This window comes from Pseudomonas sp. GW821-FHT11G12 (assembly GCF_058808055.1).
Window position 1 is genome coordinate 172,064 of record NZ_JBXARH010000006.1, and the last position, 24,200, is coordinate 196,263.

Below are 24,200 nucleotides of genomic sequence, written 5' to 3' on the forward strand. Positions count from 1 at the left end.
GAGGTTTGGTCAACGCTTGAACGACCCGCCCCGGCAACAGGGCGGGTTTTTTATGCCGCGCCGTCGAGGAACTGCTCGGCGTAGTGGCACGCTACCTGACGGGTGTCGAGCTGGCGCAGGGCCGGCTCTTCTGCGCTGCAACGTTCGGTCGCGTACGGGCAGCGCTTGTGGAACGCGCAACCCGGTGGCGGGTTCAGCGGGTTTGGCAACTCGCCGACGATTTTGATTTTCGGCTTGTCCGGATCCGGATGGATGGTCGGAGTCGCCGATAGCAGCGCCTGGGTGTACGGATGCAGAGGACGGGCGTAGATGTCATCCTTCGGACCGATTTCCACCGGGCGGCCGAGGTACATCACCATCACGTCATCGGCCACGTGCTGCACCACCGCCAGGTTGTGCGAGATGAACACGTAACCGGTGTTGAACTCCTGCTGCATGTCCATGAACAGGTTCAGCACCTGCGCCTGGATCGATACGTCCAGCGCCGAAGTCGGTTCGTCCGCCACCAGCACTTTCGGTTGCAGCATCATCGCTCGGGCCAGCGCGATACGCTGACGCTGACCGCCGGAGAACATGTGCGGATAGCGCTGATAGTGCTCGGGACGCAAGCCGACCTGCTTCATCATCGCCTGGACTTTCTCGCGACGTTCGGCGGCCGACAGGTTGGTGTTGATCAGCAGCGGCTCGGCCAGTTGATCACCGATCTTCTGCCGTGGGTTCAACGAGGCGTACGGGCTCTGGAACACCATCTGCACGTCTTTGCGCAGTTGCTTGCGCTGGGCCTTGTCGGCGCCGGCCACTTCCTGGCCGGCGATTTTCAGGGAACCGGACGACGGCTCCTCGATCAGGGTCAGGGCACGGGCCAGGGTGGATTTGCCGCAGCCCGATTCGCCCACAACGGCGAGGGTCTTGCCGGCTTCCAGTTCGAACGACACACCGTTGAGGGCGCGTACGGTCGCGTGGCCCTTGAACAGGCCACGGGAGACTTCGTAGTGACGGGTCAGGTCGCGGGCGGTAAGTACGACGGCCATTACGCCACCTCCTGGTTCAACGGGTAGAAGCAGCGGGCGAGGCTGTGGCTTTTCGGGTCAAGGGTCGGACGCTGCGCGCGGCAGCTGTCCTGCACGTACGGGCAGCGCGGCGACAGCAGGCAGCCTTGCGGACGGTCGTAGCGGCCGGGAACGATGCCCGGCAGGGTGGCCAGACGCTCGGCACCCTGGCTGTGTTCCGGAATCGCCTTGAGCAGCGCTTCGCTGTACGGGTGGGCCGGGATGTCGAACAGTTGCGGCACCTGACCGACTTCAACGGCTTGACCGGCGTACATCACGCACACGCGCTGGGCGGTTTCAGCCACGACGGCGAGGTCGTGGGTGATCAGCACCAGGCCCATGTTCTGCTCTTTCTGCAACGCCAGCAGCAGGTCCATGATCTGCGCCTGAATCGTCACGTCGAGTGCGGTGGTCGGTTCGTCCGCGATCAGCAGTTTCGGCTCGCCGGCAATCGCCATGGCAATTGCCACACGCTGGCTCATGCCGCCGGACAGTTGGTGCGGATAGGCGTCCATGCGGCTGGAGGCACCCGGGATTTCAACCTTTTCCAGCAGTTCGATGGCGCGCTTGCGGGCGGCCTTACCGGACATTTTCAGGTGCAGGCGCAGCACTTCTTCGATCTGGAAACCGACGGTGTAGCTCGGGTTGAGCGCGGTCATCGGGTCCTGGAACACCATGGACAGGTCTTTGCCGACGATCTGCCGACGCTGGCGATTGCTCAGCTTGAGCATGTCTTTGCCGTCGAAACTCAGGGAGTCGGCAGTCACGATCCCCGGGTGCTCGATCAGGCCCATCAGCGCCATCATGGTCACGGACTTGCCGGAACCCGATTCGCCCACGATGGCCAGGACTTCGCCCTTGTCCACTTTGAGGTCGAGGCCGTCGACCACCGGTGTGGCGTTCTTGTCGCCGAAGCGTACGTTGAGATTCTTGATTTCTAACAGTGACATGGGAATCTCCTCAGGCGGCGTTCTTGAGTTTCGGGTCCAGCGCATCGCGCAGGCCGTCGCCCATCAAGTTGATTGCCAGCACGCTGAGCAAAATGGTCAAGCCAGGCAGACTCACGACCCACCAGGCGCGTTCGATGTAGTCGCGGGCCGAAGCCAGCATCGTGCCCCACTCAGGGGTTGGCGGCTGTACGCCGAGGCCGAGGAAGCCCAGGGCGGCGGCGTCGAGGATCGCCGAGGAGAAGCTCAGGGTTGCCTGAACGATCAGCGGTGCCATGCAGTTCGGCAGCACAGTGATGAACATCAGGCGTGGCAGGCTGGCACCGGCCAGGCGTGCGGCGGTCACGTAGTCGCGGTTCAGTTCGCCCATCACCGCAGCACGGGTCAGGCGCACGTAGGACGGCAGCGAAACCACGGCGATGGCGATCACGGTGTTGATCAGGCCAGGGCCGAGGATGGCGACGATCGCCACGGCCAGCAGCAGCGACGGCAGGGCCAGCATGATGTCCATCAGACGCATGATGGTCGGACCGAGGATCTTCGGGAAGAAACCGGCCAGCAGGCCCATGAAGATACCCGGGATCAGCGACATCACCACCGAGGACAGACCGATCAGCAGCGACAGGCGCGAACCCTGGATCAGGCGGGACAGCAAGTCGCGTCCCAGTTCGTCGGTGCCGAGGATGAACTGCCATTGCCCGCCTTCCAGCCACACCGGCGGGGTGAGCAGGAAGTCACGGTATTGCTCGCTCGGATTGTGCGGCGCGACCCAGGGGGCAAAGATCGCGCAGAACACGATCAGGGTGAAGAACGCCAGACCGGCGACGGCGCCCTTGTTCTTGGCGAATGCTTGCCAGAACTCCTTGTACGGCGACGGATACAGCAGGCTTTGATCCACGTTCGAGGTGGCGGTGGCTACTGAGGATGTTGGAGTGCTCATGGGTATTGACCTCAGCGCTGGTGACGAATGCGTGGGTTGGCAAAGCCGTAGAGGATGTCCACCACGAAGTTGACCAGAATCACAATGCAGGCAATCAGCAAGATGCCGTTTTGCACGACCGGATAGTCCCGGGCGCCAATGGCTTCGATCAGCCATTTGCCGATGCCGGGCCAGGAGAAGATGGTTTCGGTCAGGACGGCGCCGGCCAGCAGGGTGCCGACTTGCAGGCCGACCACGGTCAGCACCGGGATCAACGCGTTGCGCAGGCCGTGGACGAACACCACGCGTGCTGGCGACAGGCCTTTGGCACGGGCGGTACGGATGTAGTCTTCGCGCAGCACTTCGAGCATCGAGGAACGGGTCATCCGGGCGATCACCGCCAGCGGAATGGTGCCCAGCACAATGGCGGGCAGGATCAGGTGATGCAGGTAGTCGAGCAGGGCGCCCGGTTCATCGCTGAGCCAGGTATCGATCAGCATGAAGTGCGTTTTGCGCTCAACGTCGATCAACAGGTCGTTCTGCCCGGAAACCGGCGTCCAGCCCAGGCTGACCGAGAAAAACATGATGAGAATCAGGCCCCACCAGAAGATGGGCATCGAGTATCCCGTGAGGGATATGCCCATTACTCCATGATCGAACAGGGACCCTCGCTTGAGGGCGGCAATGACGCCGGCCAGCAGCCCGAAGACACCGGCGAACAGCAGGGCAGCCATCGACAGTTCAAAGGTGGCCGGGAACAGTTGCGTGAACTCGGTCCAGACGCTTTCACGGGTACGCAGGGATTCGCCGAGGTCGCCGTGGGCAAGCTTGCCGATGTAATCCAGGTATTGGGCATACAGCGGCTTGTTCAGACCGAGGCGTTCCATTGCCTGAGCGTGCATTTCGGGATCGACCCGACGTTCGCCCATCATCACTTCCACGGGATCGCCGGGGATCATGCGAATCAACGCGAAAGTCAGCAAGGTGATGCCGAAAAACGTGGGGATCAACAACCCCAGTCGGCGGGCAATAAAACTTAACATCTTGTGTGGTACCTCATCGGCCGGTTAGGCGTGCCCGGCGACCCTGGGGTCAGGGAGGCCGGGAGTTTCTTATCTACTTCACCTGGGTGGTGGCGAAGTTATTGGTTGTCAGAGGGCTGATGTGATAACCCTCAACGTTGTTGCGCATTGCAGTGAACATCCGGGTGTGGGCCATGCTGATCCACGGCTGGTCCTGATTGAAGATGGCCTGGGCTTCTTCGTACAGTTTGGCGCGTTCGGCCGGATCTACTTTAGCCCGTGCTTCGTCGAGCAGGGTCTGGAATTTCTCGTTGCACCAGCGAGCGTAGTTTTCGCCGTTCTTGGCGGCTTCGCAACTGAGCATAGGCGTCAGGAAGTTATCCGGGTCGCCGTTGTCGCCCGCCCATCCGGCCGAAACCATATCGTGTTCGCCGGCCTTGGCGCGTTTGAGCATTTCGCCCCATTCCATCACGCGGATGTCGATCTTGATCCCGACTTTCGCCAGGTCAGCCTGCATCATTTGCGCGCCCAGCATCGGGTTCGGGTTGGTCGGGCCGCCGCCGTTGCGGGTGAACAGGGTGAACGTGGTGCCTTCCGGCACGCCGGCTTCCTTGAGCAGTTTGCGCGCTGCATCGAGGTCACGTGGCGGGTTCTTCAGGTCGTGGTTGTAGCCCAGCAGGGTCGGCGGGTACGGGTTGACCGCGACCGACGCATTGCCCTTGCCGAACAGCGCGTTGACATAGGCTTCCTTGTCGAAGGCGATGTCGATCGCTTTACGCACCCGCACGTCGCTGATGTATTTGTGCTGGGTGTTCATGGCGATGTAGGAGACGGTCATCGCGTCCATTTCATCGACTTTCAGCTTGTCGTCTTTCTTGATGCTCGGGATGTCGTCCGGCTTCGGATACAGCGCGACCTGGCACTCGTTGGCCTTGAGTTTCTGCAGGCGAACGTTGTTGTCGGTGGCGATGGCCAGAATCAGGGCATCAGCCGGCGGCTTGCCACGGAAATAGTCCGGGTTGGCCTTGAAGCGAACCTGGGCGTCCTTGTTGTAGCGCTGGAAGACGAACGGGCCAGTGCCGACCGGCTTGTTGTTCAGGTCGCCGGTCTTGTTGGCCTTGAGCAACTGGTCGGCGTATTCGGCCGGGTAGATCGAGGAGAACGCCATGGCGATGTCGGCCAGGAACGGCGCTTCGCGGCGGGTCAGGGTGAACTTGACCGTGTTGTCGTCGACTTTCTCGACGCTCTTCAGCAGTTCCTTGAAGCCCATGCTTTCAAAGTACGGGAAGCCCACGCTCGACAGCTTGTGCCACGGGTGATTCGGGTCCAGCTGACGCTGGAAGCTCCAGACCACGTCGTCGGCGTTCATGTCGCGAGTCGGCTTGAAGTATTCGGTGGTGTGGAATTTGACGCCTTTGCGCAGGTGGAACGTGTAGGTCAGGCCGTCGTCGCTGATGTCCCAGGACTCGGCAAGCGCCGGGATCACTTCAGTGGTGCCTGGCTTGAAGTCGGCCAGACGATTGAAGATGGTTTCGGCCACCGCGTCGGCAGTGACTGCAGTCGTGTACTGGACCATATCGAAGCCTTCCGGGCTGGCTTCGGTGCAGACCACCAAGGGTTTGGCCGAGACGCCGACAGCGACACTCAGCAACGCGGCAGCGATGGCCGCACGTAGGGGAAGCATTTTCATCAAGAACCCTCTGCAATCGGTTGAAGACAAAAGGCCGAACGGCCGACTCGTCACTGAGTCAGCCGTCGGCGTGCGTTTTTACAGGATGTTGAATGGTACGGTGGTCACGAGACGGAACTCGTTGATGCTGCCGTCAGCCTGGTTTTCGCTGGCGCGGTGAGCGGTGTAGGTACCACGGATGGTGGTGGCCTTGAGTGGGCCGCTCTGTACGGCGTAGGTTGCACCGATGCCGTATTCGTAGTGGTGCTCGCCGTCCATGTTTTTCACGTCATACGCAGTGCCGGTGTAGTGAGTACCGTCGATGCCCCAGCCGCGAGCCTGGTAGATGTTGAACTTCAGGCCTGGCACGCCGTATTCGGCCATGTTCAGACCGTAGGCGACCTGGAAGGATTTCTCGTTCGGGCCGTTGAAGTCGGACAGCAGGGAGTTGGCCAGGTAGATGCCGTTGGTTTCGTGCAGGTAGTCGAAGTACTCGTTACCGTTAATTTCCTGGTACGAGAAGGTCAGGCTGTGGGCCTGGTGGGTCAGACCGAACGACAGGGAGTAGGTGTCGTTGTCGATGTTGCCCATCTCTTTTTTGCCGGTATCGACAGTTTTGTAGTAGTTCAGGCCGGTGGTCAGGCTTACGACGTTGCTGTCACCCAGTTCGTGGGTGGCGCCGAAGTAGTACTGGTTCCAGAAGTCTTCAACCTTGGAAGCGTACAGGCTGGTCTTCAGGCTTTTCAGCGGCTGGTAGTTCAGGCCGACGATGCTCACGCGATCGGTCTCGGCGCTGTTGTTGGTGTACTCGGAGCGGAATTTCGACAGGCTCTCTTCGGTACGCGGCGATACGCGGTCGAAGCTGCCAGCGTCGAACGACAGGTTGTTCAGCTCTTCGCTGTGCAGGCTGACACCCTCAAAGCTCGAAGGCAGCGCACGGTTGCCGATGGTGTCGACGATTGGCGTGCTGAAGTTCTGGCGACCGGCGGTCAGCGTGGTGTTGGAAACGCGGAACTTGACGTTGGCCAGGCCCAGTTTGCTCCACTGGCCTTCAGCGTCGCCGCCTTCTTTGGTCAGCGTACGGTTGTTGCCTGCGCCTGGACGCGAACCCGGTGCGCCACCATTGTTGGAGGCCAGATCCTTGCGATCGCGCTCCAGGGCAACGGCGTTGTACGCGGCCACTTCAGTGCTGACACCGACGGTGCCCTGGGTGAAGCCGGAGGTGTAGTTGACGATGGTGCCCTGCACCCAGTTGATACGACGATCGGTCGGGGTCGCGACACCGTCTTTGCGGTAGGTGAACTTGCCGCCACGTTTCAGTTGCTCGTTGGCGTACCAGTTACGGGTCGTGCCGCTGATCTTGGAGCCTTCGAGGAAACCGGTGGCTTCAGCCTGGGCGCTCTGCTCGTTGACGGTAACCGGGGTGTACGCCTGGCTCTGTTCCTCGGCATAAGCCGTGGCGGTGATGCTGCTGATGGCCAGAGCCAGTATCGCGGTGCTGCTCAGTTTCATGGGTGAAGCTCCTTTACTTTCTTTTTATGCCGGCTTTTTTGGGTTGGCCGGTTTTTGGTTTTAGAACTCATTCACACATCGCAAACGTTTGCAAAACGCCTGATTGGCGAATTTCGGCAAAGCGCTTGCGTGAGGAGGTAGACGGCCTCCTCAGCGTTGCGGCTAGTCGGTTTTTTGTTTAATCGATGCTGACACCCGAAAACACGTTGCGACCGAAGGGGCTGACCTTGAATCCTTCGATCCTGGCGCTTAACGGCTGGTTGACCGTCGAGTGGGCGACAGGCGTGATCGGCACTTGCTGCTTGAGCAACTGCTGGGCCTGTTTGTAGAGCACGGTGCGCTGGTCGCGGTCGGTGACGACCTTGGCCTCCTTGATCAGCTTGTCGTAAGCCGGGTCGCACCACATGGAGTAGTTGTTGCCGCCAATGGCGTCGCAGCTGTACAGCGTGCCGAGCCAGTTGTCCGGATCCCCGTTGTCACCGGTCCAGCCGATCAGGCTGATGTCGTGTTCGCCATTCTTGGTGCGCTTGATGTACTCGCCCCATTCGTAGCTGACGATCTTCACTTTCAGACCGATCCTGGCCCAGTCAGCCTGGAGCATTTCGGCCATCAGTTTGGCGTTCGGGTTGTATGGACGTTGCACCGGCATGGCCCACAGGGTGATCTCGGTGCCTTCCTTGACGCCGGCAGCCTTGAGCAACTCCTTGGCTTTTTCCGGGTTATAGGCGGCGTCCTTGATCGTGGTGTCGTAGGACCATTGGGTCGGCGGCATGGCGTTGACCGCCAGTTGACCGGCCCCCTGGTAAACAGCGTTGAGAATCCCTTGTTTATTCACCGCCATGTCCAGCGCCTGACGCACTTCGAGCTGGTCGAACGGTTTGTGGCGCACGTTGTAGGCGATGTAGCCAAGGTTGAAGCCCGGCTTTTCGATCAGTTTCAGTTTCGGGTCGTTCTTCAGTGCCGGCACATCGGCCGGGCGCGGATGCAGAGTGACCTGGCACTCGCCAGCCTTGAGCTTCTGCACGCGGACCGAAGCGTCGGTATTGATCGCGAAAATCAGGTTCTTCAGCTTCACCCGGCTCTGATCCCAGTAATGCGGGTTGCCGGTGTAGCGGATGTTCGAGTCTTTCTGATAGCTCTTGAACACGAACGGGCCAGTGCCGATCGGCTTCTGGTTGATGTCGCTCGGCTTGCCTTCGGCCAACAGTTTGTCGGCGTATTCGGCAGACAGAATGGCGGCGAAGCTCATGGCGATGTTCTGGATGAACGCGGCGTCGACGCTGTTGAGCGTGAACTGCACGGTCAGCGGCCCGGTCTTCTCGACCTTGGCGATGTTCTTGTTCAGGCTCATCCCGTTGAAATACGGGAACTCGGTCGGATAAGCCTTACGGAATGGCTGTTGCGGATCGAGCATGCGGTTAAACGTGAACAGCACGTCGTCGGCGTTGAAATCGCGGGTAGGTTTGAAGTACGCCGTTGTATGAAATTTCACCCCTTCACGCAGGTGAAAGGTGTACTTGAGGCCATCCTCGGAAATATCCCAGCTCGTTGCCAGGCCCGGTACGACATTGGTCGCGCCCTTTTCGAACTCGGCCAAGCGGTTGTACAGCGGTTCGGCGGCGTCGTTATCGGTCGCGGTCGTGTACTGCGCGGTATCGAAACCGGCCGGGCTGCCTTCGGAGCAGAACACCAGACTGTCGCTGGCGGCAAAACTCGCGGACGTGGCGGCCAACAGGCCGGCGCCCAGCAATGCGGAAAAAACCAAGGTGTGGCGCATGACGCTCCCTCTTTTCTCAGTGTTTTTCAATGCGCCGCGATCCCTTCCAGGGAAGTTGTGGCGGCATTGAGCTCAAACCCACAGCAAACCGATAGCCCACGCAGTCACTGGTCAGAACCTGACGGTAGGGGCCGCAGGTCTGGCAGTAAATGCGCTGAGTCCTAAAGACTCGTAGGAAAAGGCGACACGTCCTAAACCAACCTGGTAAGACCAAGTGGAAATGGATGTAGGCAAATTCCTGACTATTCGGCAGAAAAAAACAGCGGCGACGCTGAAAACGTCGCCGCCGTTTTTTTACTTGATGCTGACGCCGTAGAAGGAGTTCAAGCCGAATGGGCTGATCTTGAAGTCCTGCACGTTGGCGCGCATGGGTTGATACACCGTCGAGTGAGCGATAGGTGTCATAGGGACTGCATCTTTGAGGACGTGTTGCGCCTCTTTGTAGAGTTCGGTGCGCTTGGCCTGGTCAGTGGTGCGCTTGGCTTCTTTCACGAGGCCGTCGAATTTCTTGTCGCACCATTTGGAGAAGTTGTTGCCGCTCAGCGAGTCGCAACCAAACAACACGTTGAGCCAGTTGTCCGGATCACCATTGTCACCGCTCCAGCCAATGATCATGGCCTGGTTCTCGCCACCTTTGGAGCGCTTGATGTACTCGCCCCACTCGTAGCTGGTGATCTTCACGTTCAGACCGATCTTCTTCCAGTCGGACTGGAGCATTTCGGCCATCAGTTTGGCGTTCGGGTTGTACGGACGCTGAACCGGCATCGCCCACAGGACGATCTCGGTACCTTCCTTGACGCCGGCTTCCTTGAGCAGCTGCTTGGCTTTCTCAGGATCGTATTTGGCGTCCTTGATGGTGGTGTCGTAGGACCACTGGGTCGGTGGCATGGCGTTGACGGCCAGTTGGCCCGCGCCCTGGTAAACCGAGTCGATGATCTGTGGCTTGTTGACGGCCATGTCCAGCGCCTGGCGAACGCGCAGGTCGGCCAGCGGGTTCGGCTCGTTGCTGCCCTTGACCTTGTCCATCACGTTGTAGGCGATGTAGCCCAGGTTGAAACCAGCCTGGTTTGGCATCTTCAGCGTTTTGTCTTCATTCAACGCTTTCAGGTCGGCTGGACGCGGGAACAGGGTGACCTGGCACTCGTTCTTCTTCAGCTTCTGGATACGTACCGACGGGTCGGTGGTGATGGCGAAGATCAGGTTGTCGATCTTCACGTCATCAGGCTTCCAGTAGTCCTTGTTGCCGGTGTAACGGATGTTGGAGTCTTTCTGGTAGCTCTTGAACACGAACGGACCAGTGCCGATCGGCTTCTGGTTGATGTCGGCAGCCTTGCCTTCTTTCAGCAGCTGGGCTGCGTACTCGGCGGACTGAACCGACGCGAAGCTCATGGCCATGTTCTGGATGAACGCGGCGTCGACTTCTTTCAGAGTGAACTTGACGGTGTGGTCGTCGACTTTATCGATCTTGGTGATGTTGGTATCCATCCCCATGTCGGTGAAGTACGGGAATTCGGTCGGGTACGCCTTACGGAACGGGTCATCCTTGTTAATCATGCGATTGAAGGTGAACAGTACGTCGTCGGCGTTGAACTCACGAGTCGGCTTGAAATACGAGGTGGTGTGGAACTTGACGCCTTCACGCAGGTGGAAGGTGTAAGTCAGGCCATCGGTCGAAATGTCCCAGCTGGTCGCCAGCCCAGGAATCACGGCAGTGCCGCCACGCTCGAACTGGGTCAGACGGTTGAACATGGTTTCGGCTGAGGCGTCGAAGTCGGTTCCGGTGGTGTATTGGCCTGGGTCGAAACCGGCCGGGCTGCCTTCGGAGCAGAACACCAGGTTAGTCGCAGCGGAAGCGAAAGGTGCGGAGGCTAACAAGCCTGCGCCGACTAAAAACGGAATGACCGCGTGTTTAAGCATGTTGGCCTCATGATTTGTTGTCATTTTTTAATATTGAGGTACGACCTCGTGAGTCGTGCCTGCGGATACTTATGCAGGGCCCATACCCAATGCAAGATCCAGAGCGCCCGGCGGCATCAAACGGTGGCACGAACGTACCTTAATGTCGCATCTGTATAACTTCTGACGCATTTGACCGTTTGCGGTCGGTTTTTACGGTGCAAACGAAGCCCCAAAACGGTGCATTGGTCACGATTTGCGCGCCGCCTTGGGGCTCGGTGTTACTTATTTATACCCACGCCATAGAAGGGGGTTAGACCGAACGGGCTGATCTTGAAGTCGGTGACTTCCTTGCGCAGCGGCTGGAACACCGTGGAGTTGGCGATCGGCGTGATCGGCACCTGCTGTTTAAGGATCAGTTGCGCCTGTTGATACAGTTTTACCCGTTGCGATTTATCGGTGGACACCTTGGCCTGCTGCACCAGTTTGTCGTAGGCCGGATCGCACCACTTGGCGTAGTTGCTGCCTTTCACTGCCGCGCAGCTGTAAAGCACGCCCAGCCAGTTGTCCGGGTCGCCGTTGTCACCTGTCCAACCATAGATCATCGCGTCGTGTTCACCATTCTTGGCGCGCTTGATGTACTCGCCCCATTCATAGCTGACGATGTTGGCTTTGATGCCGATCTTCTCCCAATCCTGCTGGATCATCTGTGCCGACATCCGCGCATTCGGGTTGGATGCGCGCTGCACTGTCATCGCCCAGAGGTTGATGGTTGTACCCGGCGCAACCCCGGCTTCCTTGAGTAGCGCCTTTGCTTTCACGGGATCGTACGGCGCGTCCTTGATATTCGGGTCATAGGACCATTGCGCGGGCGGCAAGGCGTTTTGTGCGAGCTGCCCGGCACTCTGGTAAACCGCCTTGATGATCGCCGGTTTGTCGATGGCCATGTCCAGGGCCTGACGCACCTTTAATTGGTCCAGAGGCGGGTGAGTGGTGTTGTAGGCAAGGAAACCGAGGTTGAAACCGGCCTGCTTCAACACGCGCAGGTTCGGGTCTTTTTCCATCACTTCGATATCGGCCGGGCGCGGGTAGCCGCTGACCTGGCATTCACCGGTCTTGAGCTTCTGCAGACGCACGGCGGCGTCCGGGGTGATCGAGAACACCAGGTTGTCGATTTTCACGTCCTCGGGTTTCCAGTAGTCCTTGTTCGCCGCGTAGCGGATCTGCGAGTCCTTCTGATAACGCTTGAACACAAACGGGCCGGTGCCGACCGGTTTCTGGTTGAGGTCGGCGGCGTGGCCTTCCTTCAGCAGTTGGGCGGCGTATTCGGCCGATTGCACCGAGGCAAAGCTCATGGCGAGGTTTTGCACGAACGCGGCGTCGATGTTGTTCAGGTTGAAGCGCACGGTGTTTTCGTCGAGTTTTTCCACGGATTTGATCGTGGTGTTCAGGTCCATGTCGGTGAAATACGGGGACTCGGCGGGGTAGGCCTTGCGAAAGTCGTTGTCCGGGTCGAGCAGGCGCTGGAAGGTGAACAGGACGTCGTCGGCGTTGAAGGTGCGGGTCGGGGTGAAGTAGTCGGTGGTGTGGAATTTTACGTTCTGGCGCAGGTGGAAGGTGTATTGGAGGCCGTCCGGGCTTACGTCCCAGTTGGTCGCCAGGCCGGGTTCGACTTCGGTACCGCCGCGTTTGAATTGGGTGAGGCGGTTGAAGAGGGTTTCGGCGGAGGCGTCGAAGTCGGTGCCGCTGGTGTACTGGCTGGGGTCGAAGCCGGCGGGGCTGGCTTCGGAGCAGTAGACCAAGGTCGTTGCTGCGTTTGCGAAGGGTGTGGTGGTTGCCAGGGCGAGGGTTATCAGTAGTGGTTTTAGGGTGAGTCTTTGCATGTCTGCCCCGGATGTTGGAGGTGGTTGTGGCGGGGGAGGTTAGCTGGGTGGTGGTGGGCGCGGAAATATCGTTTTTCTAGGTGAGGTGTCTAGTTCGGTATATCTGGGGTGGTTGGGTACATATCCGTTGTTGCGGTAACGGCCACTTAGGGTTCCGCCCTTACGGCGGGTCACTTTTTACAAACGCCTAAAAAGTAACCAAAAACGCTTGCTCCTACGTTCGGCCCGCTCGCTGAGGCTCGGGGTTCCTTCGCTCCGGGATTCATCCGGGGGGCATCGCCTACGGTTTGCTTCGCTGCACCTCCTCTCGATGTGTTTGGCTTCGCCAAACGGTCGCTGCGCTCCCACCCCCGGATAAATCCCTCCACTCAGCCTTCCGACGTCGCCTGTGGATCAAGATCAAAAGCTGCAGCCGAGCTAACGCTCATCCTGTTGAGTGGTGGAAGCAAAAGCAAAAGCAGAAGCAGAAGCGGGAGCTGATGTTGGTGTGGATGTGGATCTAGATCTAGTTCTGGAGGCAGAGGCAGAGGCAGAGGCAGAAGTGAAATCGTGTGTGTTTCAAAACCCGAATTCACCTCGATATCTCACGTCGGCGTACCTCCCCCAAACACCGCGGTCAGTCCCCTCTCCCTCCGGGAGAGGGCTGCTTTTGAAGCCGTTTAAATCTCAACAACAACCCAGGATCCTTCCCACAAGGTTTTCAGGTTGTCCGTCGGAAGCACGCTCTCTAGTCTTTGGTTGTCGCTGCCAATTCAGCGACCGGGAGTGAGATCCCGGCTATTCATTTGGATACTTGTGCGAGCCCCTTCATAATCGCCGCCAGCTTAGACTGTCAGCGATTCTCTATGGCGGCTGTGTGCGGGTGGACGAATGTCCTGCCGGGTGTCCATACCGGTGATCTCACCCCGTACATAGCTGCCACCTCTTCTTCGAGTGAGATCGGGAAAAAGTGGCTCCATAACCTGGAGAAATTGCTACATGGATAAGCTGATACCCGACCCACCCCTCGAAACACCCACGCCCCTCGAAGAAGCCATGCGTGCCGAAGACCTCGCTCGCAACCGCGAAGCCATCAAACGCGCCCTCGATTTCTATCTCTGCCCCAACCTTTCCAAACCACGCCCGCCGAGCACGATGTACATGGTCACTCCCAACGTCGATACCGAAAGCCTGCTGGCCAACGCCTGCGAATCCCTGGCGTCGGCCAGTACCATCGCCAGCAATTTCGCCAATGAGCTTTCGGGCCCGCAGCGCAGTACGGCGCTCGGTATCCAGCAGATCATCATGCTGGCCGAGCTCGCAGTGAACCGCGCGCTGGACCGGGTTGATCCGCAAACCTGATAACCCAAATCCCGGGCATAAAAAAACCGGCGATCATTTTCTGATCGCCGGTTTTTCATTCAGCCGTCATTCAATCACTGCATCAGCACTTCAATCGAGCCATCGGCCGTCAGGCTGACCTGGCTGGTGCCGGCTTCGACTTCAGGTGTGACCGGTGCTGCGTCCATGCCGGCGGCTTTCATCATCATCGGGGCGCGCATGTACGGTTGTGGGAAGCCGTTGCTGTTGAGGTTCAGGTTGACGATTTTGTAGCCCTTGCCGCCCAGGGCGTCGGTCGCCAGTTGGGCGCGGGCCTTGAAGGCGGTGACGGCTTCTTTCAGCAGTTTGTCTTCGCTCGCCTTGCGGGTCGGGTCGGCGATGGCGAAGTCCATGCCGCCCATTTTCAGGTCGGTCAGCAGTTCGCCGGTGAGTTTGGACAGGGCGGCGAAGTCGGCGCTTTCCAGACGCAGTTCGGCGCGCTCGCGCCAGCCGGTGATTTTCTGGCCCTTGGTGTCGTAGATCGGGTAGCTGTTGCGGCTGCCCTGGCGCAGGGTGATGTCTTTGACTTGCTTGGCCTGGGCCAGGGCCTTGTTCATGGTGGTGCTGACGTCGGCGGCGAGTTTGGCCGGGTCAGTGTTTTGCTCTTCGGTGTAGAGGGTCACGATCATCAGGTCGCGGGCCACTTCCTGGCTGACTTCGGCGCGCAGGGAAATCTGGTTGTAGTGCAGCTCATCGGCGGCCAGGGCCGGAAGGCTGGCGACGCTGCCGACGGTCAGGGCGAGAAGGGCGGCGCTGCGGCGAAATGTGTGCATGAAAGCTCCTTGATGAGGGCGCAGGTGATGGTTCGGGGGCCTGCGTGAAACCATCAGACTGTAGCTTTTATGATCCGGTTCGCCCAGTTACAACTTCTATACAGATGGGCCTTATAGCCGCCGCGAAGCTTTTTGCCATGTGGTCGTTTGCCGCACTTTCGCCTCTCAAGCCCGCGCCTTGGTTATACTCCGTGCGATCCGCCTGGAGCGCTCATCAGGAGAGCTCATGCTCGCCCCCGTACAACTGACTTCCGCCACTCGCCAGAACCTCTGGCGGCTGACTTTCATCCGCACGCTGGTGCTCGCCGCGCAGGCCGGTTCCGTGGGCCTGGCCTACTGGCTGGATTTGTTGCCGTTGCCGTGGGTGCAACTGGTGATGACCCTCGGCTGTTCGATTCTGCTCTGTGTGTTCACCGCCGTGCGCCTGCGCACTTCGTGGCCGGTCACCGAACTTGAATACGCGCTGCAACTGGCCTGCGATCTGTTTATCCACAGTGCCTTGCTGTATTTCTCCGGTGGTTCGACCAACCCGTTCGTTTCGTATTATCTGGTGCCGCTGACCATTGCCGCGGTGACGCTGCCGTGGCGTTATTCGGTGGTGCTGTCCGGCATTGCGCTGGCCCTGTACACCCTGATGCTGACGCACTTTTATCCGCTGGAAACCCTGCCGGTGGCCCGGGAGAACCTGCAGATCTACGGCATGTGGCTGAGCTTCGCGCTGGCGGCAGCGGTGATCACCTTCTTCGCCGCGCGGATGGCCGAAGAGCTGCGCCGTCAGGAAGAATTGCGCGCGATCCGCCGCGAAGAAGGCTTGCGCGATCAGCAATTGCTGGCCGTGGCGACTCAGGCCGCCGGTGCCGCTCATGAACTGGGCACACCGCTTGCGACCATGAGCGTATTGCTTAACGAAATGCAGCAGGATCATCACGACCCGATGCTTCAGGAAGACCTGAAGGTGCTGAAGGATCAGGTGAAGCTCTGCAAGGAGACCCTGCAGCAACTGGTGCGCGCCGCCGAAGCCAATCGCCGGATGGCGGTGGAGATGCAGGACGTCACCGAATGGCTCGACGAGGCGCTCAACCGCTGGCACCTGATGCGTCCCGAGGCCAGTTACCGCTTCCAGCGCCTGGGCCAGGGCACGTTGCCGCGTGTAGCACCGCCGCCGGATCTGACCCAGGCCTTGTTGAATCTGCTGAACAACGCCGCCGATGCCTGCCCGGAAAACCTTCAGGTGACGCTGGACTGGACCGCTGAAGACCTGACCATCAGCATCCGCGATCATGGCGCCGGTGTGCCGCTGGCCATCGCCGAGCAGATCGGCAAACCGTTTTTTACCACCAAGGGCAAAGGTTTCGGCCTGGGCCTGTTTTTGAGCAAGGCCAGCGTGACACGCGCCGGCGGCTCAGTGAAACTCTATAGTCATGAGGAAGGCGGCACGCTCACCGAGCTGCGCCTGCCCCACGGCGCCCGAGGAGAGCAACATGAGTGACGAAATCCAAGTCGAAGGCGAAGAACTGCCGCATTTGCTGTTGGTCGATGACGACGCGACCTTCACCCGGGTGATGGCCCGCGCCATGGCTCGCCGTGGTTTCCGCGTCAGCACCGCCGGTTCCGCCGAAGAAGGCCTGACCATCGCCCAGGCCGATCTGCCGGACTATGCCGCGCTGGACCTGAAAATGGACGGCGACTCCGGTCTGGTCCTGCTGCCGAAGCTGCTGGAGCTGGACCCGGAAATGCGCGTGGTGATCCTCACCGGTTACTCGAGCATTGCCACGGCGGTCGAGGCGATCAAGCGCGGCGCCTGCAATTACCTGTGCAAACCGGCCGACGCCGACGACGTGCTGGCGGCGCTTCTGTCCGAACACGCCGACCTCGACAGCCTGGTGCCGGAAAACCCGATGTCGGTGGATCGCCTGCAATGGGAACACATTCAGCGCGTGCTGACCGAGCACGAAGGCAACATCTCCGCCACTGCACGTGCTCTGGGCATGCACCGCCGCACCCTGCAGCGCAAACTGCAGAAGCGCCCGGTTCGTCGCTGAACCTGCGCTGAACGGCCATCGCCAGCCCTCGCGATAAAGCGCACCGATCAACTATGATCGGTGCGTGTCTGTTCTTTTCTTTATCGAGCCTTATCCATGAATCAGAACGCTGAATATTCCGCGGTCAACGATGCTGTGCGCGGGCAGTTTTTTCGCAAGGTGTGGGCCATGACCACGCCGTACTGGCGTAGCGAAGAGAAGGGCAAGGCCTGGACGTTGCTGATCGCCGTGATCGCGCTGTCGCTGTTCAGCGTCGGCATCTCGGTGTGGCTCAACAGTTGGTACAAGGATTTCTACAACGCCCTGCAAAAGAAGGACGAGGCGGCGTTCTGGCAGTTGATCCTGTATTTCTGCGGCATTGCGGCCGTGGCGATTCTCGGCGCGGTGTATCGCCAGTACCTGACGCAGATGCTGACCATCCGCTGGCGGGCGTGGCTCACCGAAAACCATTTCAAGCGCTGGCTCGGGCACAAGAACTACTACCAACTGGAGCAGGGCGGCTACACCGATAACCCTGACCAACGGATTTCCGAAGACCTGAATACCTTCACCAGCAACACCTTGAGCCTCGCATTGGGCTTGATCCGCACGGTGGTCAGCCTGGTGTCGTTCTCGATCATTCTGTGGGGAGTGTCGGGCAGCATTGAGGTGTTCGGCGTCGAGATTCCCGGTTACATGTTCTGGTGTGCGCTGCTGTATGCGGCGGTCGGCAGCTGGCTGACGCACCTGATCGGTCGACGCCTGATCGGCCTGAACAACCAACAACAACGTTTCGAAGCCGACCTGCGTTTCTCGATGGTGCGGGTGCGCGAGAACGCCGAGAGCATTGCGCTGTACAACGGCGAGCCCAACGAAAATCGTCGTCTGAGCAGCCGCTTCGGTCTGGTCTGGCACAACTTCTGGGACATCATGCGGGTGTCCAAGCGCCTGACGTTCTTCACTTCGGGTTACGGCCAGATCGCAATCATCTTCCCCTTCATCGTCGCGGCACCGCGTTACCTGTCCGGCAAGATCGAACTGGGTGAGCTGATGCAGATCAACTCGGCATTCGGCAACGTGCAGGAGAACTTCAGCTGGTTCATCTCCGCGTACTCGGACCTCGCCGCATGGCGAGCGACTTGTGATCGTTTGTTGAGCTTCCGTCAGGCCATGAGCGACAACGAAGACCGGGCACCGGCCATCGATGTACAGAATCACGGTGATGAACTGAAAGTACACAACCTCGGTCTGGACCTGGCTGACGGTCGTCACCTGCTGACCAGCGCCGACATGACCGTGGAGGCGGGTGATCGAGTGATGCTCAGCGGCCGCTCCGGCAGCGGCAAGTCGACACTGCTGCGGGCGATGGGGCATTTGTGGCCGGCCGGCCACGGCAGCATCCGTTTGCCGGTATCGCGCTACCTGTTTCTGCCACAAAAACCGTATCTGCCGATCGGCACCCTGCGTGAAGCCTTGAGTTATCCACAACCGGGCGACACCTACTCGCCAGAGCGTTATGCACAAGTGCTGGAAACCTGCCGTCTGCCGCATCTGGTGGCACGACTGGACGAAGCCAATCACTGGCAGCGCATGCTCTCGCCGGGTGAACAGCAACGTCTGGCCTTTGCTCGTGCGCTGCTCTACGCACCGCACTGGCTGTACATGGACGAAGCGACGTCGGCGATGGACGAAGAAGACGAGGCCACGCTGTATCAGGCACTGATCGATCAGTTGCCGGGCCTGAGCATCGTCAGCGTCGGCCATCGCAGCAGCCTCAAGCGCTTCCATCCACGGCATGTACGGATCGACAGCGGGCATCTGGTCGAGCAGACCGTCACGGCTTGATGTGTACTGAATCTGTGGGAGCCTGCTCCCACAGAGGACGGTGATCGTACAACTCCCTTGGGCTATGATGCCCCTCTAGCCGAATTTTCGAGATAAACGCAGACCATGGAAAACCCGATCGACACCCCGCGCCTCCCTCGCAAGCGCCGCAGCCTGGCACAGGAACTGGTGACGGTGCTGACCGAGCAGATCCGCGACGGTCTGCTCAAGCGTGGCGACAAGTTGCCCACCGAGTCGGCGATCATGGAAGCCAATGGTGTCAGCCGTACTGTGGTGCGCGAGGCGATTTCCCGACTGCAGGCTGCAGGGCAGGTCGAAACCCGTCACGGTATCGGTACCTTCGTGCTCGACACACCGAGCCCGAGCGGTTTCCGGATCGACCCGGCAACCGTGGTCACCCTGCGTGACGTGCTGGCGATTCTCGAATTCCGTATCAGCCTCGAAGTAGAGTCCGCCGGTCTCGCCGCACAACGTCGCAGCACCGAACAACTGGCCGCCATGCGTGCCGCCCTCGATGCATTGAACGAAAGCGTGGCCCATGCCAGCGATGCAGTGGCGTCGGACTTCCAGTTCCACCTGCAAATCGCGCTGTCCACCGGCAACCGCTATTTCACCGACATCATGACCCACCTGGGCACCAGCATCATTCCGCGCACGCGGCTGAACTCCGCGCGCCTGGCCCATGACGACCAGCAGCACTACATGAATCGCCTGAGCCGCGAGCACGAGGAAATCTACGAGGCCATCGCCCGCCAGGATTCCGATGCCGCCCGCGCGGCCATGCGCCTGCACCTGACCAACAGCCGCGAACGGCTGCGTCAGGCGCATGAAGAAGCGCAGGCGCAGGGTTGAGGAATCAGGCTTCGACGTAGAGCTTCAGCGGCTCCGAACACGGTTCCAGGCTGGACTCATCGGCAAACTTGTAACGCAGTTCGACGGTGCTGTTCAGGTACTTTTCCAGCTCGAATCTTGGGATGCTCAGTTCGATCCCGGTCAGGCCGACCATGTCGTCGAGTGCGTCATCCCAGACGCCGGTCGGCTCCGACAGACCCAGCCATTCAGGCTCTTCTGGATCATCACCGAGGATCGGATATACATCCCAGTTCGGCGGTGTGTCCTGTCCATCGGGGACGCGGATGATCAGGTCGTCATCCAGGGCAGACAGGTGCAGGATGATCGAATCGCTGGCGTGATCGGGAAATTGCGGAAGGTGTGCAGCGGCAAACGTCATGCTTCGTTCTCCTTGAAAGATCTGCCGCGATCCTTCGCGGCAGTCGTCGCACTTTACCCGGCGAATCGGTGAGGCGCGCCGGGGCAATCTTGTCCGGGCATTTCAGCTCTTGGGCAGAATCGAACGATCGACCCTGACGGCGAGTTTGCCCGGGCCGGGCCTGACGTCGAACGTCGCCTGACCCTGGGCGTCCACCGACGCCCGGGCGATGGCCACGCCGTCGCGCAGCAATTGCAGCGGCGCACCTTTCAACGATTGGCCGGAAGCCAGTTCCACTTTCAATTTGATCGTCATCGAATCGCTCCTTAATTCGTGTTGCCGGTTGGGTGATAGTCCTTGAGCAGCAGGTAAGTGCTCCAGCCCCACCAGTCGTCGACGGTGGCGGTGTCGTTGAGGTTGTTCACGTCCTTGCGCCGCAGGACTTTGTTGCCCTGGAGGCGGAACAGTGGCGAGAAGTTGTTCGTCAGACTCATCACGAAAGTCAGGTCCGGCAACCGTTGCAGCGCGTTGAAGGTGGTCGGCACGTTGCCGCTGGAATACGCGACGTACACCTCGTCCGCCGAATCCTGTACCGCCTGATTCACCTGATTGCGGTTGTCGGCGTCCGTGGTGTCGAAGTAGCGCTTGTCGCCGAATGCACGCCATTGCTCGCCATGTCCGTTGCGCACCTTGAGCCCGAATTTGCTGTCTTCATCGTGCATGAAGCGAGTGATGAGTGAGCCCAGATCGCTCGGCGTCACTGCGGCGGCCATGGCCTTGCGGGGCACTCGCAAATGCCCGGAGGAGAACAGGTCAGTGAGGTAGTGATCGGCGAACGCGTTCATCGCGTAGGCCCGTTCCAGTTGCAGCTCGTCCTGACTGGCGTGGGCGGCAGCGGCAGTTTGCAGGGCGGCGGTGTGCCCGGCGATGTAGGCTTGGCGGGCCCATTCGCCGAAGTGGTCGGCATTGTTCGCCGCCAGTTTCAGGTAGCGACCGAGCGGGAACAGCGCCGAGACGAAACTGCCGCCGCCGGTGATCTTGTTCCACTCTTCCGACAACGTATCTCCCAGTGCGTCGTAGGCTTCGTGGGGTGGTTTGCCGTCCTTGATCGCCTGTTTAACGGCGTCGATCTCTTTTTGCATGATCGCGAGAATCTGTGGCGCTTCGGCCTTGGAAGCCGGCACGGCGGCGAGGGTGTCGAAAGCTGCCGTGAAGCGCAGCAGACGATCCGCCGGGGTGGCGCCTTCGTTGATCGGCCGGTCGACGACTCCGTAGAAATCACCGCCCAGCGCCAGCACCTGGCCATAGGTCAGAGCCAGTCCGTTCGGCAGATGCAAGGGCACGTTTTGCGCGAGCACCGGCTCGGCGTTTTCAACGAAGCGCAGCAGGGTGTTGTCGCCGATAGCCGTGTGTTCCGCACCTTCGAAGCGCAGCGGCGGCCGAGCTTTCATGGCCTTGCCGGGCAGGGCAGGGGCGGGTTCGACATCGCTGTGCGAGTCGGCAATGTGCAGCAACAGATGCGGATTTTCAGCACTGAAGGCGATGCCGTTGGGGGTAAAAAGATCATCGAAACGGGCGATTACCGGTGTGGGTTTTTCAAGGCATTTTGTTTGTAGACCGGACATTTCTTTCTCCTTGATATGTCGTCGGTGGATTCTTATTTAGCTGTATGTATATACAGTCAATTCGAGCCTAGTCGAGAAAACGCCTACGTCAAAAAGAAATCCTGTCCGACAAAAAATGCCCCCCAGCGATGAAATGCAGTTGACGGTTATCTTTTAAGTTGTACGATGACCTACAACTTCGGCGAAGGCTGAACGGTCCACTCACAAAAAAACGTTGCTACCAGGGTGTTCGAATAATGAATCCACAAGAACTGAAGTCCATCCTCTCCGCCGGCCTGCTGTCGTTCCCGGTCACCGATTTCAATGCCCAGGGCGATTTCAACCGCGCGGGCTACATCAAACGCCTGGAATGGCTGGCCCCGTACGGTGCTTCGGCCCTGTTCGCCGCCGGTGGTACCGGTGAATTCTTCTCCCTGGCTGCCAGCGAATACTCGGAAATCATCAAGACTGCCGTCGACACCTGTGCCAGCAGCGTGCCGATCCTCGCCGGTGTCGGTGGTTCGACCCGCCAGGCCATCGAATACGCTCAGGAAGCCGAGCGTCTGGGCGCCAAAGGTCTGTTGTTGCTGCCGCATTACCTGACCGAAGCCAGCCAGGACGGCGTTGCCGCCCACGTTGAAGCGGTGTGCAAATCGGTGAACATCGGTGTGGTGGTTTACAACCGCAACGTCTGCCGCCTGACCGCGCCGCTGCTGGAACGTCTGGCCGAGCGCTGCCCGAACCTGATCGGTTACAAGGACGGTCTGGGTGATATCGAGCTGATGGTGTCGATCCGTCGTCGCCTCGGTGATCGCTTCAGCTACCTCGGTGGTCTGCCGACCGCCGAAGTCTACGCCGCTGCCTACAAGGCCCTGGGCGTGCCGGTCTACTCGTCGGCGGTGTTCAACTTCATCCCGAAAACCGCGATGGATTTCTACCACGCGATTGCCCGCGAAGATCACGCCACCGTCGGCAAAATCATCGACGACTTCTTCCTGCCGTACCTGGACATCCGCAACCGCAAGGCCGGTTACGCCGTGAGCATCGTCAAGGCAGGCGCCAAGATCGCCGGCTATGACGCAGGCCCGGTGCGGGCGCCGCTGACCGACCTGACCCGCGAAGAGTACGAAATGCTCGCCGCGCTGATCGACAAGCAAGGTGCGCAGTAACCCAACCCTCTAAACAAGGCCGCTGAGCAATCAGCGGCCTTTTGCGTCAGGAGAATGATTCGTGACCAAGCGCTATGACAACTACATCAACGGTGAGTGGATCGCCGGCAACGATTATTCGGTCAACATCAACCCGTCCGAGCTGAGCGACACCATCGGCGACTACGCCAAGGCTGATCTGACTCAGGTCAATGCCGCCATCGACGCTGCTCGCGCCGCGTTCCCGGCGTGGTCGACCTCAGGCATTCAGGCTCGCCACGACTCGCTGGACAAGGTCGGTACTGAAATCCTCGCCCGTCGCGAAGAGCTCGGTACCCTGCTGGCCCGGGAAGAGGGCAAGCCCCTGCCGGAAGCCATTGGCGAAGTGACTCGCGCCGGCAACATCTTCAAGTTCTTCGCCGGTGAATGCCTGCGTCTGTCTGGCGATTACGTGCCGTCGGTGCGCCCGGGCGTCAACGTCGAAGTCACCCGCGAAGCCCTCGGCGTGGTCGGCCTGATCACCCCGTGGAATTTCCCGATTGCCATCCCGTCGTGGAAAATCGCCCCGGCCCTGGCCTACGGCAACTGCGTGGTGTTGAAACCGGCGGATCTGGTGCCGGGTTGCGCCTGGGCCCTGGCCGAAATCATCTCCCGCGCAGGCTTCCCGGCCGGCGTGTTCAACCTGGTGATGGGCAGCGGACGCGTAGTGGGTGAAGCGCTGGTCAACAGCCCGAAAGTCGACGGCATCAGCTTCACCGGCTCTGTCGGCGTCGGCCGTCAGATCGCGGTCAGCTGCGTGTCGCGCCAGGCCAAGGTTCAGCTGGAGATGGGCGGCAAGAACCCGCAGATCATTCTCGACGACGCCGACCTCAAGCAAGCGGTCGAGTTGTCGGTGCAGAGCGCGTTCTACTCCACCGGCCAGCGTTGCACGGCGTCGAGCCGCTTGATTGTCACCGCCGGGATTCACGACAAGTTCGTTGAAGCCATGGCCGAGCGCATGAAGTCGATCAAGGTCGGTCACGCGTTGAAGGCCGGCACCGACATTGGTCCGGTGGTCTCCCAGGCGCAGCTTGAGCAGGACCTGAAATACATCGACATCGGCCAGTCCGAAGGCGCGCGCGTGGTCAGCGGTGGCGGTCTGGTGACCTGTGACACCGAGGGCTACTTCCTCGCGCCGACCCTATTTGCCGATAGCGAAGCGTCGATGCGCATCAGCCGCGAAGAAATCTTCGGCCCGGTGGCCAACATCGTCCGCGTCGCCGACTACGACGCCGCGCTGGCCATGGCCAACGACACCGAGTTCGGTCTGTCGGCGGGTATCGCCACCACGTCGCTGAAGTACGCCAACCACTTCAAGCGTCATTCCCAGGCCGGGATGGTGATGGTCAACCTGCCGACCGCCGGTGTCGATTACCACGTTCCGTTCGGGGGCCGTAAGGGTTCATCCTATGGCTCACGTGAGCAAGGCCGCTATGCGCAAGAGTTCTACACCGTGGTGAAAACCGCCTACATCGGTTCGTAAGTCGCTGCACCCGCGCAGGGTTATTGCCAAGGCCCTGCGCGGCA

At 60.1% G+C, this 24,200-nt stretch carries 20 protein-coding genes; 7 read left to right on the forward strand and 13 right to left on the reverse strand.

Going from position 1 to position 24,200, the window contains the following annotated elements; translation table 11 throughout:
• Positions 1 to 50 precede the first annotated feature (50 nt).
• The 9 genes from AC1RR7_RS19250 to AC1RR7_RS19290 all read right to left on the reverse strand — a co-directional run bounded on the left by AC1RR7_RS19250 (position 51) and on the right by AC1RR7_RS19290 (position 12,674).
• Complete coding sequence (locus tag AC1RR7_RS19250) at positions 51 to 1,031, reverse strand: peptide ABC transporter ATP-binding protein (protein ID WP_096818892.1); 981 nt, start codon at positions 1,029 to 1,031, stop codon at positions 51 to 53.
• Positions 1,031 to 1,999 (reverse strand): ABC transporter ATP-binding protein, encoded by a 969-nt coding sequence (locus tag AC1RR7_RS19255; RefSeq protein WP_085711820.1) that lies wholly within the window; start codon positions 1,997 to 1,999, stop codon positions 1,031 to 1,033. Before AC1RR7_RS19255 ends, AC1RR7_RS19250 begins: the two co-directional genes overlap by 1 nt.
• A gap of 10 nt (positions 2,000 to 2,009) precedes the next feature.
• A complete protein-coding gene (locus tag AC1RR7_RS19260) occupies positions 2,010 to 2,936 on the reverse strand; it encodes an ABC transporter permease subunit (protein WP_096818895.1) in 927 nt (308 codons plus the stop codon).
• An 11-nt stretch (positions 2,937 to 2,947) separates the two neighbouring features.
• Positions 2,948 to 3,958, reverse strand: coding sequence for an ABC transporter permease subunit (locus tag AC1RR7_RS19265; RefSeq protein ID WP_096818896.1), 1,011 nt, complete (start codon positions 3,956 to 3,958; stop codon positions 2,948 to 2,950).
• A 73-nt stretch (positions 3,959 to 4,031) separates the two neighbouring features.
• Complete coding sequence (locus AC1RR7_RS19270) at positions 4,032 to 5,627, reverse strand: ABC transporter substrate-binding protein (protein WP_493065268.1); 1,596 nt, start codon at positions 5,625 to 5,627, stop codon at positions 4,032 to 4,034.
• Between the two features lie 78 nt (positions 5,628 to 5,705).
• Complete coding sequence (locus tag AC1RR7_RS19275; RefSeq protein ID WP_096818899.1) at positions 5,706 to 7,118, reverse strand: OprD family porin; 1,413 nt, start codon at positions 7,116 to 7,118, stop codon at positions 5,706 to 5,708.
• A 178-nt stretch (positions 7,119 to 7,296) separates the two neighbouring features.
• On the reverse strand, positions 7,297 to 8,895 hold the full coding sequence (locus AC1RR7_RS19280) for an ABC transporter substrate-binding protein (RefSeq protein ID WP_493158195.1): 1,599 nt from the start codon (positions 8,893 to 8,895) through the stop codon (positions 7,297 to 7,299).
• Between the two features lie 294 nt (positions 8,896 to 9,189).
• Positions 9,190 to 10,812, reverse strand: a complete 1,623-nt coding sequence (locus tag AC1RR7_RS19285) for an ABC transporter substrate-binding protein (protein ID WP_493158197.1) — start codon at positions 10,810 to 10,812, stop codon at positions 9,190 to 9,192.
• 260 nt (positions 10,813 to 11,072) lie between these two features.
• Positions 11,073 to 12,674, reverse strand: a complete 1,602-nt coding sequence (locus AC1RR7_RS19290; protein ID WP_493158198.1) for an ABC transporter substrate-binding protein — start codon at positions 12,672 to 12,674, stop codon at positions 11,073 to 11,075.
• 978 nt (positions 12,675 to 13,652) lie between these two features.
• Between AC1RR7_RS19290 and AC1RR7_RS19295 the strand changes: the two genes are divergently transcribed.
• The gene (locus tag AC1RR7_RS19295; protein ID WP_273540228.1) at positions 13,653 to 14,015 is read left to right on the forward strand and encodes a DUF6124 family protein; all 363 of its coding nucleotides are present in this window, start codon (positions 13,653 to 13,655) and stop codon (positions 14,013 to 14,015) included.
• A 74-nt stretch (positions 14,016 to 14,089) separates the two neighbouring features.
• Here the strand turns inward: AC1RR7_RS19295 and AC1RR7_RS19300 are convergent, their stop codons facing one another.
• Entirely contained in the window at positions 14,090 to 14,806 is a 717-nt protein-coding gene (locus AC1RR7_RS19300; protein ID WP_096818907.1) for an SIMPL domain-containing protein, read from the reverse strand.
• A 226-nt stretch (positions 14,807 to 15,032) separates the two neighbouring features.
• On the opposite strand from AC1RR7_RS19300, the gene AC1RR7_RS19305 reads away from it, so the two are divergent.
• The 4 genes from AC1RR7_RS19305 (at position 15,033) to AC1RR7_RS19320 (ending at position 19,524) form a co-directional block, all read left to right on the forward strand.
• On the forward strand, positions 15,033 to 16,295 hold the full coding sequence (locus AC1RR7_RS19305; protein WP_096818909.1) for an ATP-binding protein: 1,263 nt from the start codon (positions 15,033 to 15,035) through the stop codon (positions 16,293 to 16,295).
• Positions 16,288 to 16,848, forward strand: coding sequence for a response regulator transcription factor (locus tag AC1RR7_RS19310; RefSeq protein ID WP_003221630.1), 561 nt, complete (start codon positions 16,288 to 16,290; stop codon positions 16,846 to 16,848). Before AC1RR7_RS19305 ends, AC1RR7_RS19310 begins: the two co-directional genes overlap by 8 nt.
• A 96-nt stretch (positions 16,849 to 16,944) precedes the next feature.
• Positions 16,945 to 18,672 (forward strand): ABC transporter ATP-binding protein/permease, encoded by a 1,728-nt coding sequence (locus AC1RR7_RS19315; RefSeq protein WP_273540226.1) that lies wholly within the window; start codon positions 16,945 to 16,947, stop codon positions 18,670 to 18,672.
• A gap of 105 nt (positions 18,673 to 18,777) precedes the next feature.
• The gene (locus AC1RR7_RS19320; RefSeq protein WP_096818913.1) at positions 18,778 to 19,524 is read left to right on the forward strand and encodes a FadR/GntR family transcriptional regulator; all 747 of its coding nucleotides are present in this window, start codon (positions 18,778 to 18,780) and stop codon (positions 19,522 to 19,524) included.
• A gap of 4 nt (positions 19,525 to 19,528) precedes the next feature.
• On the opposite strand, the gene AC1RR7_RS19325 is transcribed toward AC1RR7_RS19320, so the two are convergent.
• From AC1RR7_RS19325 to AC1RR7_RS19335, 3 genes are all read right to left on the reverse strand, one after another.
• The gene (locus AC1RR7_RS19325) at positions 19,529 to 19,903 is read right to left on the reverse strand and encodes a hypothetical protein (RefSeq protein WP_493158200.1); all 375 of its coding nucleotides are present in this window, start codon (positions 19,901 to 19,903) and stop codon (positions 19,529 to 19,531) included.
• Positions 19,904 to 20,005: 102 nt separating this feature from the next.
• Entirely contained in the window at positions 20,006 to 20,197 is a 192-nt protein-coding gene (locus tag AC1RR7_RS19330; protein ID WP_493087581.1) for a hypothetical protein, read from the reverse strand.
• Positions 20,198 to 20,208: 11 nt separating this feature from the next.
• Positions 20,209 to 21,507, reverse strand: a complete 1,299-nt coding sequence (locus tag AC1RR7_RS19335) for a phospholipase (protein WP_493158202.1) — start codon at positions 21,505 to 21,507, stop codon at positions 20,209 to 20,211.
• 236 nt (positions 21,508 to 21,743) lie between these two features.
• On the opposite strand from AC1RR7_RS19335, the gene kdgD reads away from it, so the two are divergent.
• Both kdgD and AC1RR7_RS19345 read left to right on the forward strand, forming a co-directional pair.
• On the forward strand, positions 21,744 to 22,655 hold the full coding sequence (gene kdgD, locus AC1RR7_RS19340; RefSeq protein ID WP_007953624.1) for a 5-dehydro-4-deoxyglucarate dehydratase: 912 nt from the start codon (positions 21,744 to 21,746) through the stop codon (positions 22,653 to 22,655).
• A 61-nt stretch (positions 22,656 to 22,716) separates the two neighbouring features.
• A complete protein-coding gene (locus AC1RR7_RS19345) occupies positions 22,717 to 24,156 on the forward strand; it encodes an aldehyde dehydrogenase family protein (protein ID WP_493158203.1) in 1,440 nt (479 codons plus the stop codon).
• Positions 24,157 to 24,200: the final 44 nt, after the last annotated feature.

Excerpts from the sequence above, each read along its gene's own strand:
- AC1RR7_RS19250 (WP_096818892.1), bottom strand. The coding sequence starts at position 1,031 with ATGGCCGTCGTACTTACCGCCCGCGACCTGACCCGTCACTACGAAGTC.
- AC1RR7_RS19255 (WP_085711820.1), bottom strand. The coding sequence starts at position 1,999 with ATGTCACTGTTAGAAATCAAGAATCTCAACGTACGCTTCGGCGACAAG.
- AC1RR7_RS19260 (WP_096818895.1), bottom strand. The coding sequence starts at position 2,936 with ATGAGCACTCCAACATCCTCAGTAGCCACCGCCACCTCGAACGTGGAT.
- AC1RR7_RS19265 (WP_096818896.1), bottom strand. The coding sequence starts at position 3,958 with ATGTTAAGTTTTATTGCCCGCCGACTGGGGTTGTTGATCCCCACGTTT.
- AC1RR7_RS19270 (WP_493065268.1), bottom strand. The coding sequence starts at position 5,627 with ATGAAAATGCTTCCCCTACGTGCGGCCATCGCTGCCGCGTTGCTGAGT.
- AC1RR7_RS19275 (WP_096818899.1), bottom strand. The coding sequence starts at position 7,118 with ATGAAACTGAGCAGCACCGCGATACTGGCTCTGGCCATCAGCAGCATC.
- AC1RR7_RS19280 (WP_493158195.1), bottom strand. The coding sequence starts at position 8,895 with ATGCGCCACACCTTGGTTTTTTCCGCATTGCTGGGCGCCGGCCTGTTG.
- AC1RR7_RS19285 (WP_493158197.1), bottom strand. The coding sequence starts at position 10,812 with ATGCTTAAACACGCGGTCATTCCGTTTTTAGTCGGCGCAGGCTTGTTA.
- AC1RR7_RS19290 (WP_493158198.1), bottom strand. The coding sequence starts at position 12,674 with ATGCAAAGACTCACCCTAAAACCACTACTGATAACCCTCGCCCTGGCA.
- AC1RR7_RS19295 (WP_273540228.1), top strand. The coding sequence starts at position 13,653 with ATGGATAAGCTGATACCCGACCCACCCCTCGAAACACCCACGCCCCTC.
- AC1RR7_RS19300 (WP_096818907.1), bottom strand. The coding sequence starts at position 14,806 with ATGCACACATTTCGCCGCAGCGCCGCCCTTCTCGCCCTGACCGTCGGC.
- AC1RR7_RS19305 (WP_096818909.1), top strand. The coding sequence starts at position 15,033 with ATGCTCGCCCCCGTACAACTGACTTCCGCCACTCGCCAGAACCTCTGG.
- AC1RR7_RS19310 (WP_003221630.1), top strand. The coding sequence starts at position 16,288 with ATGAGTGACGAAATCCAAGTCGAAGGCGAAGAACTGCCGCATTTGCTG.
- AC1RR7_RS19315 (WP_273540226.1), top strand. The coding sequence starts at position 16,945 with ATGAATCAGAACGCTGAATATTCCGCGGTCAACGATGCTGTGCGCGGG.
- AC1RR7_RS19320 (WP_096818913.1), top strand. The coding sequence starts at position 18,778 with ATGGAAAACCCGATCGACACCCCGCGCCTCCCTCGCAAGCGCCGCAGC.
- AC1RR7_RS19325 (WP_493158200.1), bottom strand. The coding sequence starts at position 19,903 with ATGACGTTTGCCGCTGCACACCTTCCGCAATTTCCCGATCACGCCAGC.
- AC1RR7_RS19330 (WP_493087581.1), bottom strand. The coding sequence starts at position 20,197 with ATGACGATCAAATTGAAAGTGGAACTGGCTTCCGGCCAATCGTTGAAA.
- AC1RR7_RS19335 (WP_493158202.1), bottom strand. The coding sequence starts at position 21,507 with ATGTCCGGTCTACAAACAAAATGCCTTGAAAAACCCACACCGGTAATC.
- kdgD (WP_007953624.1), top strand. The coding sequence starts at position 21,744 with ATGAATCCACAAGAACTGAAGTCCATCCTCTCCGCCGGCCTGCTGTCG.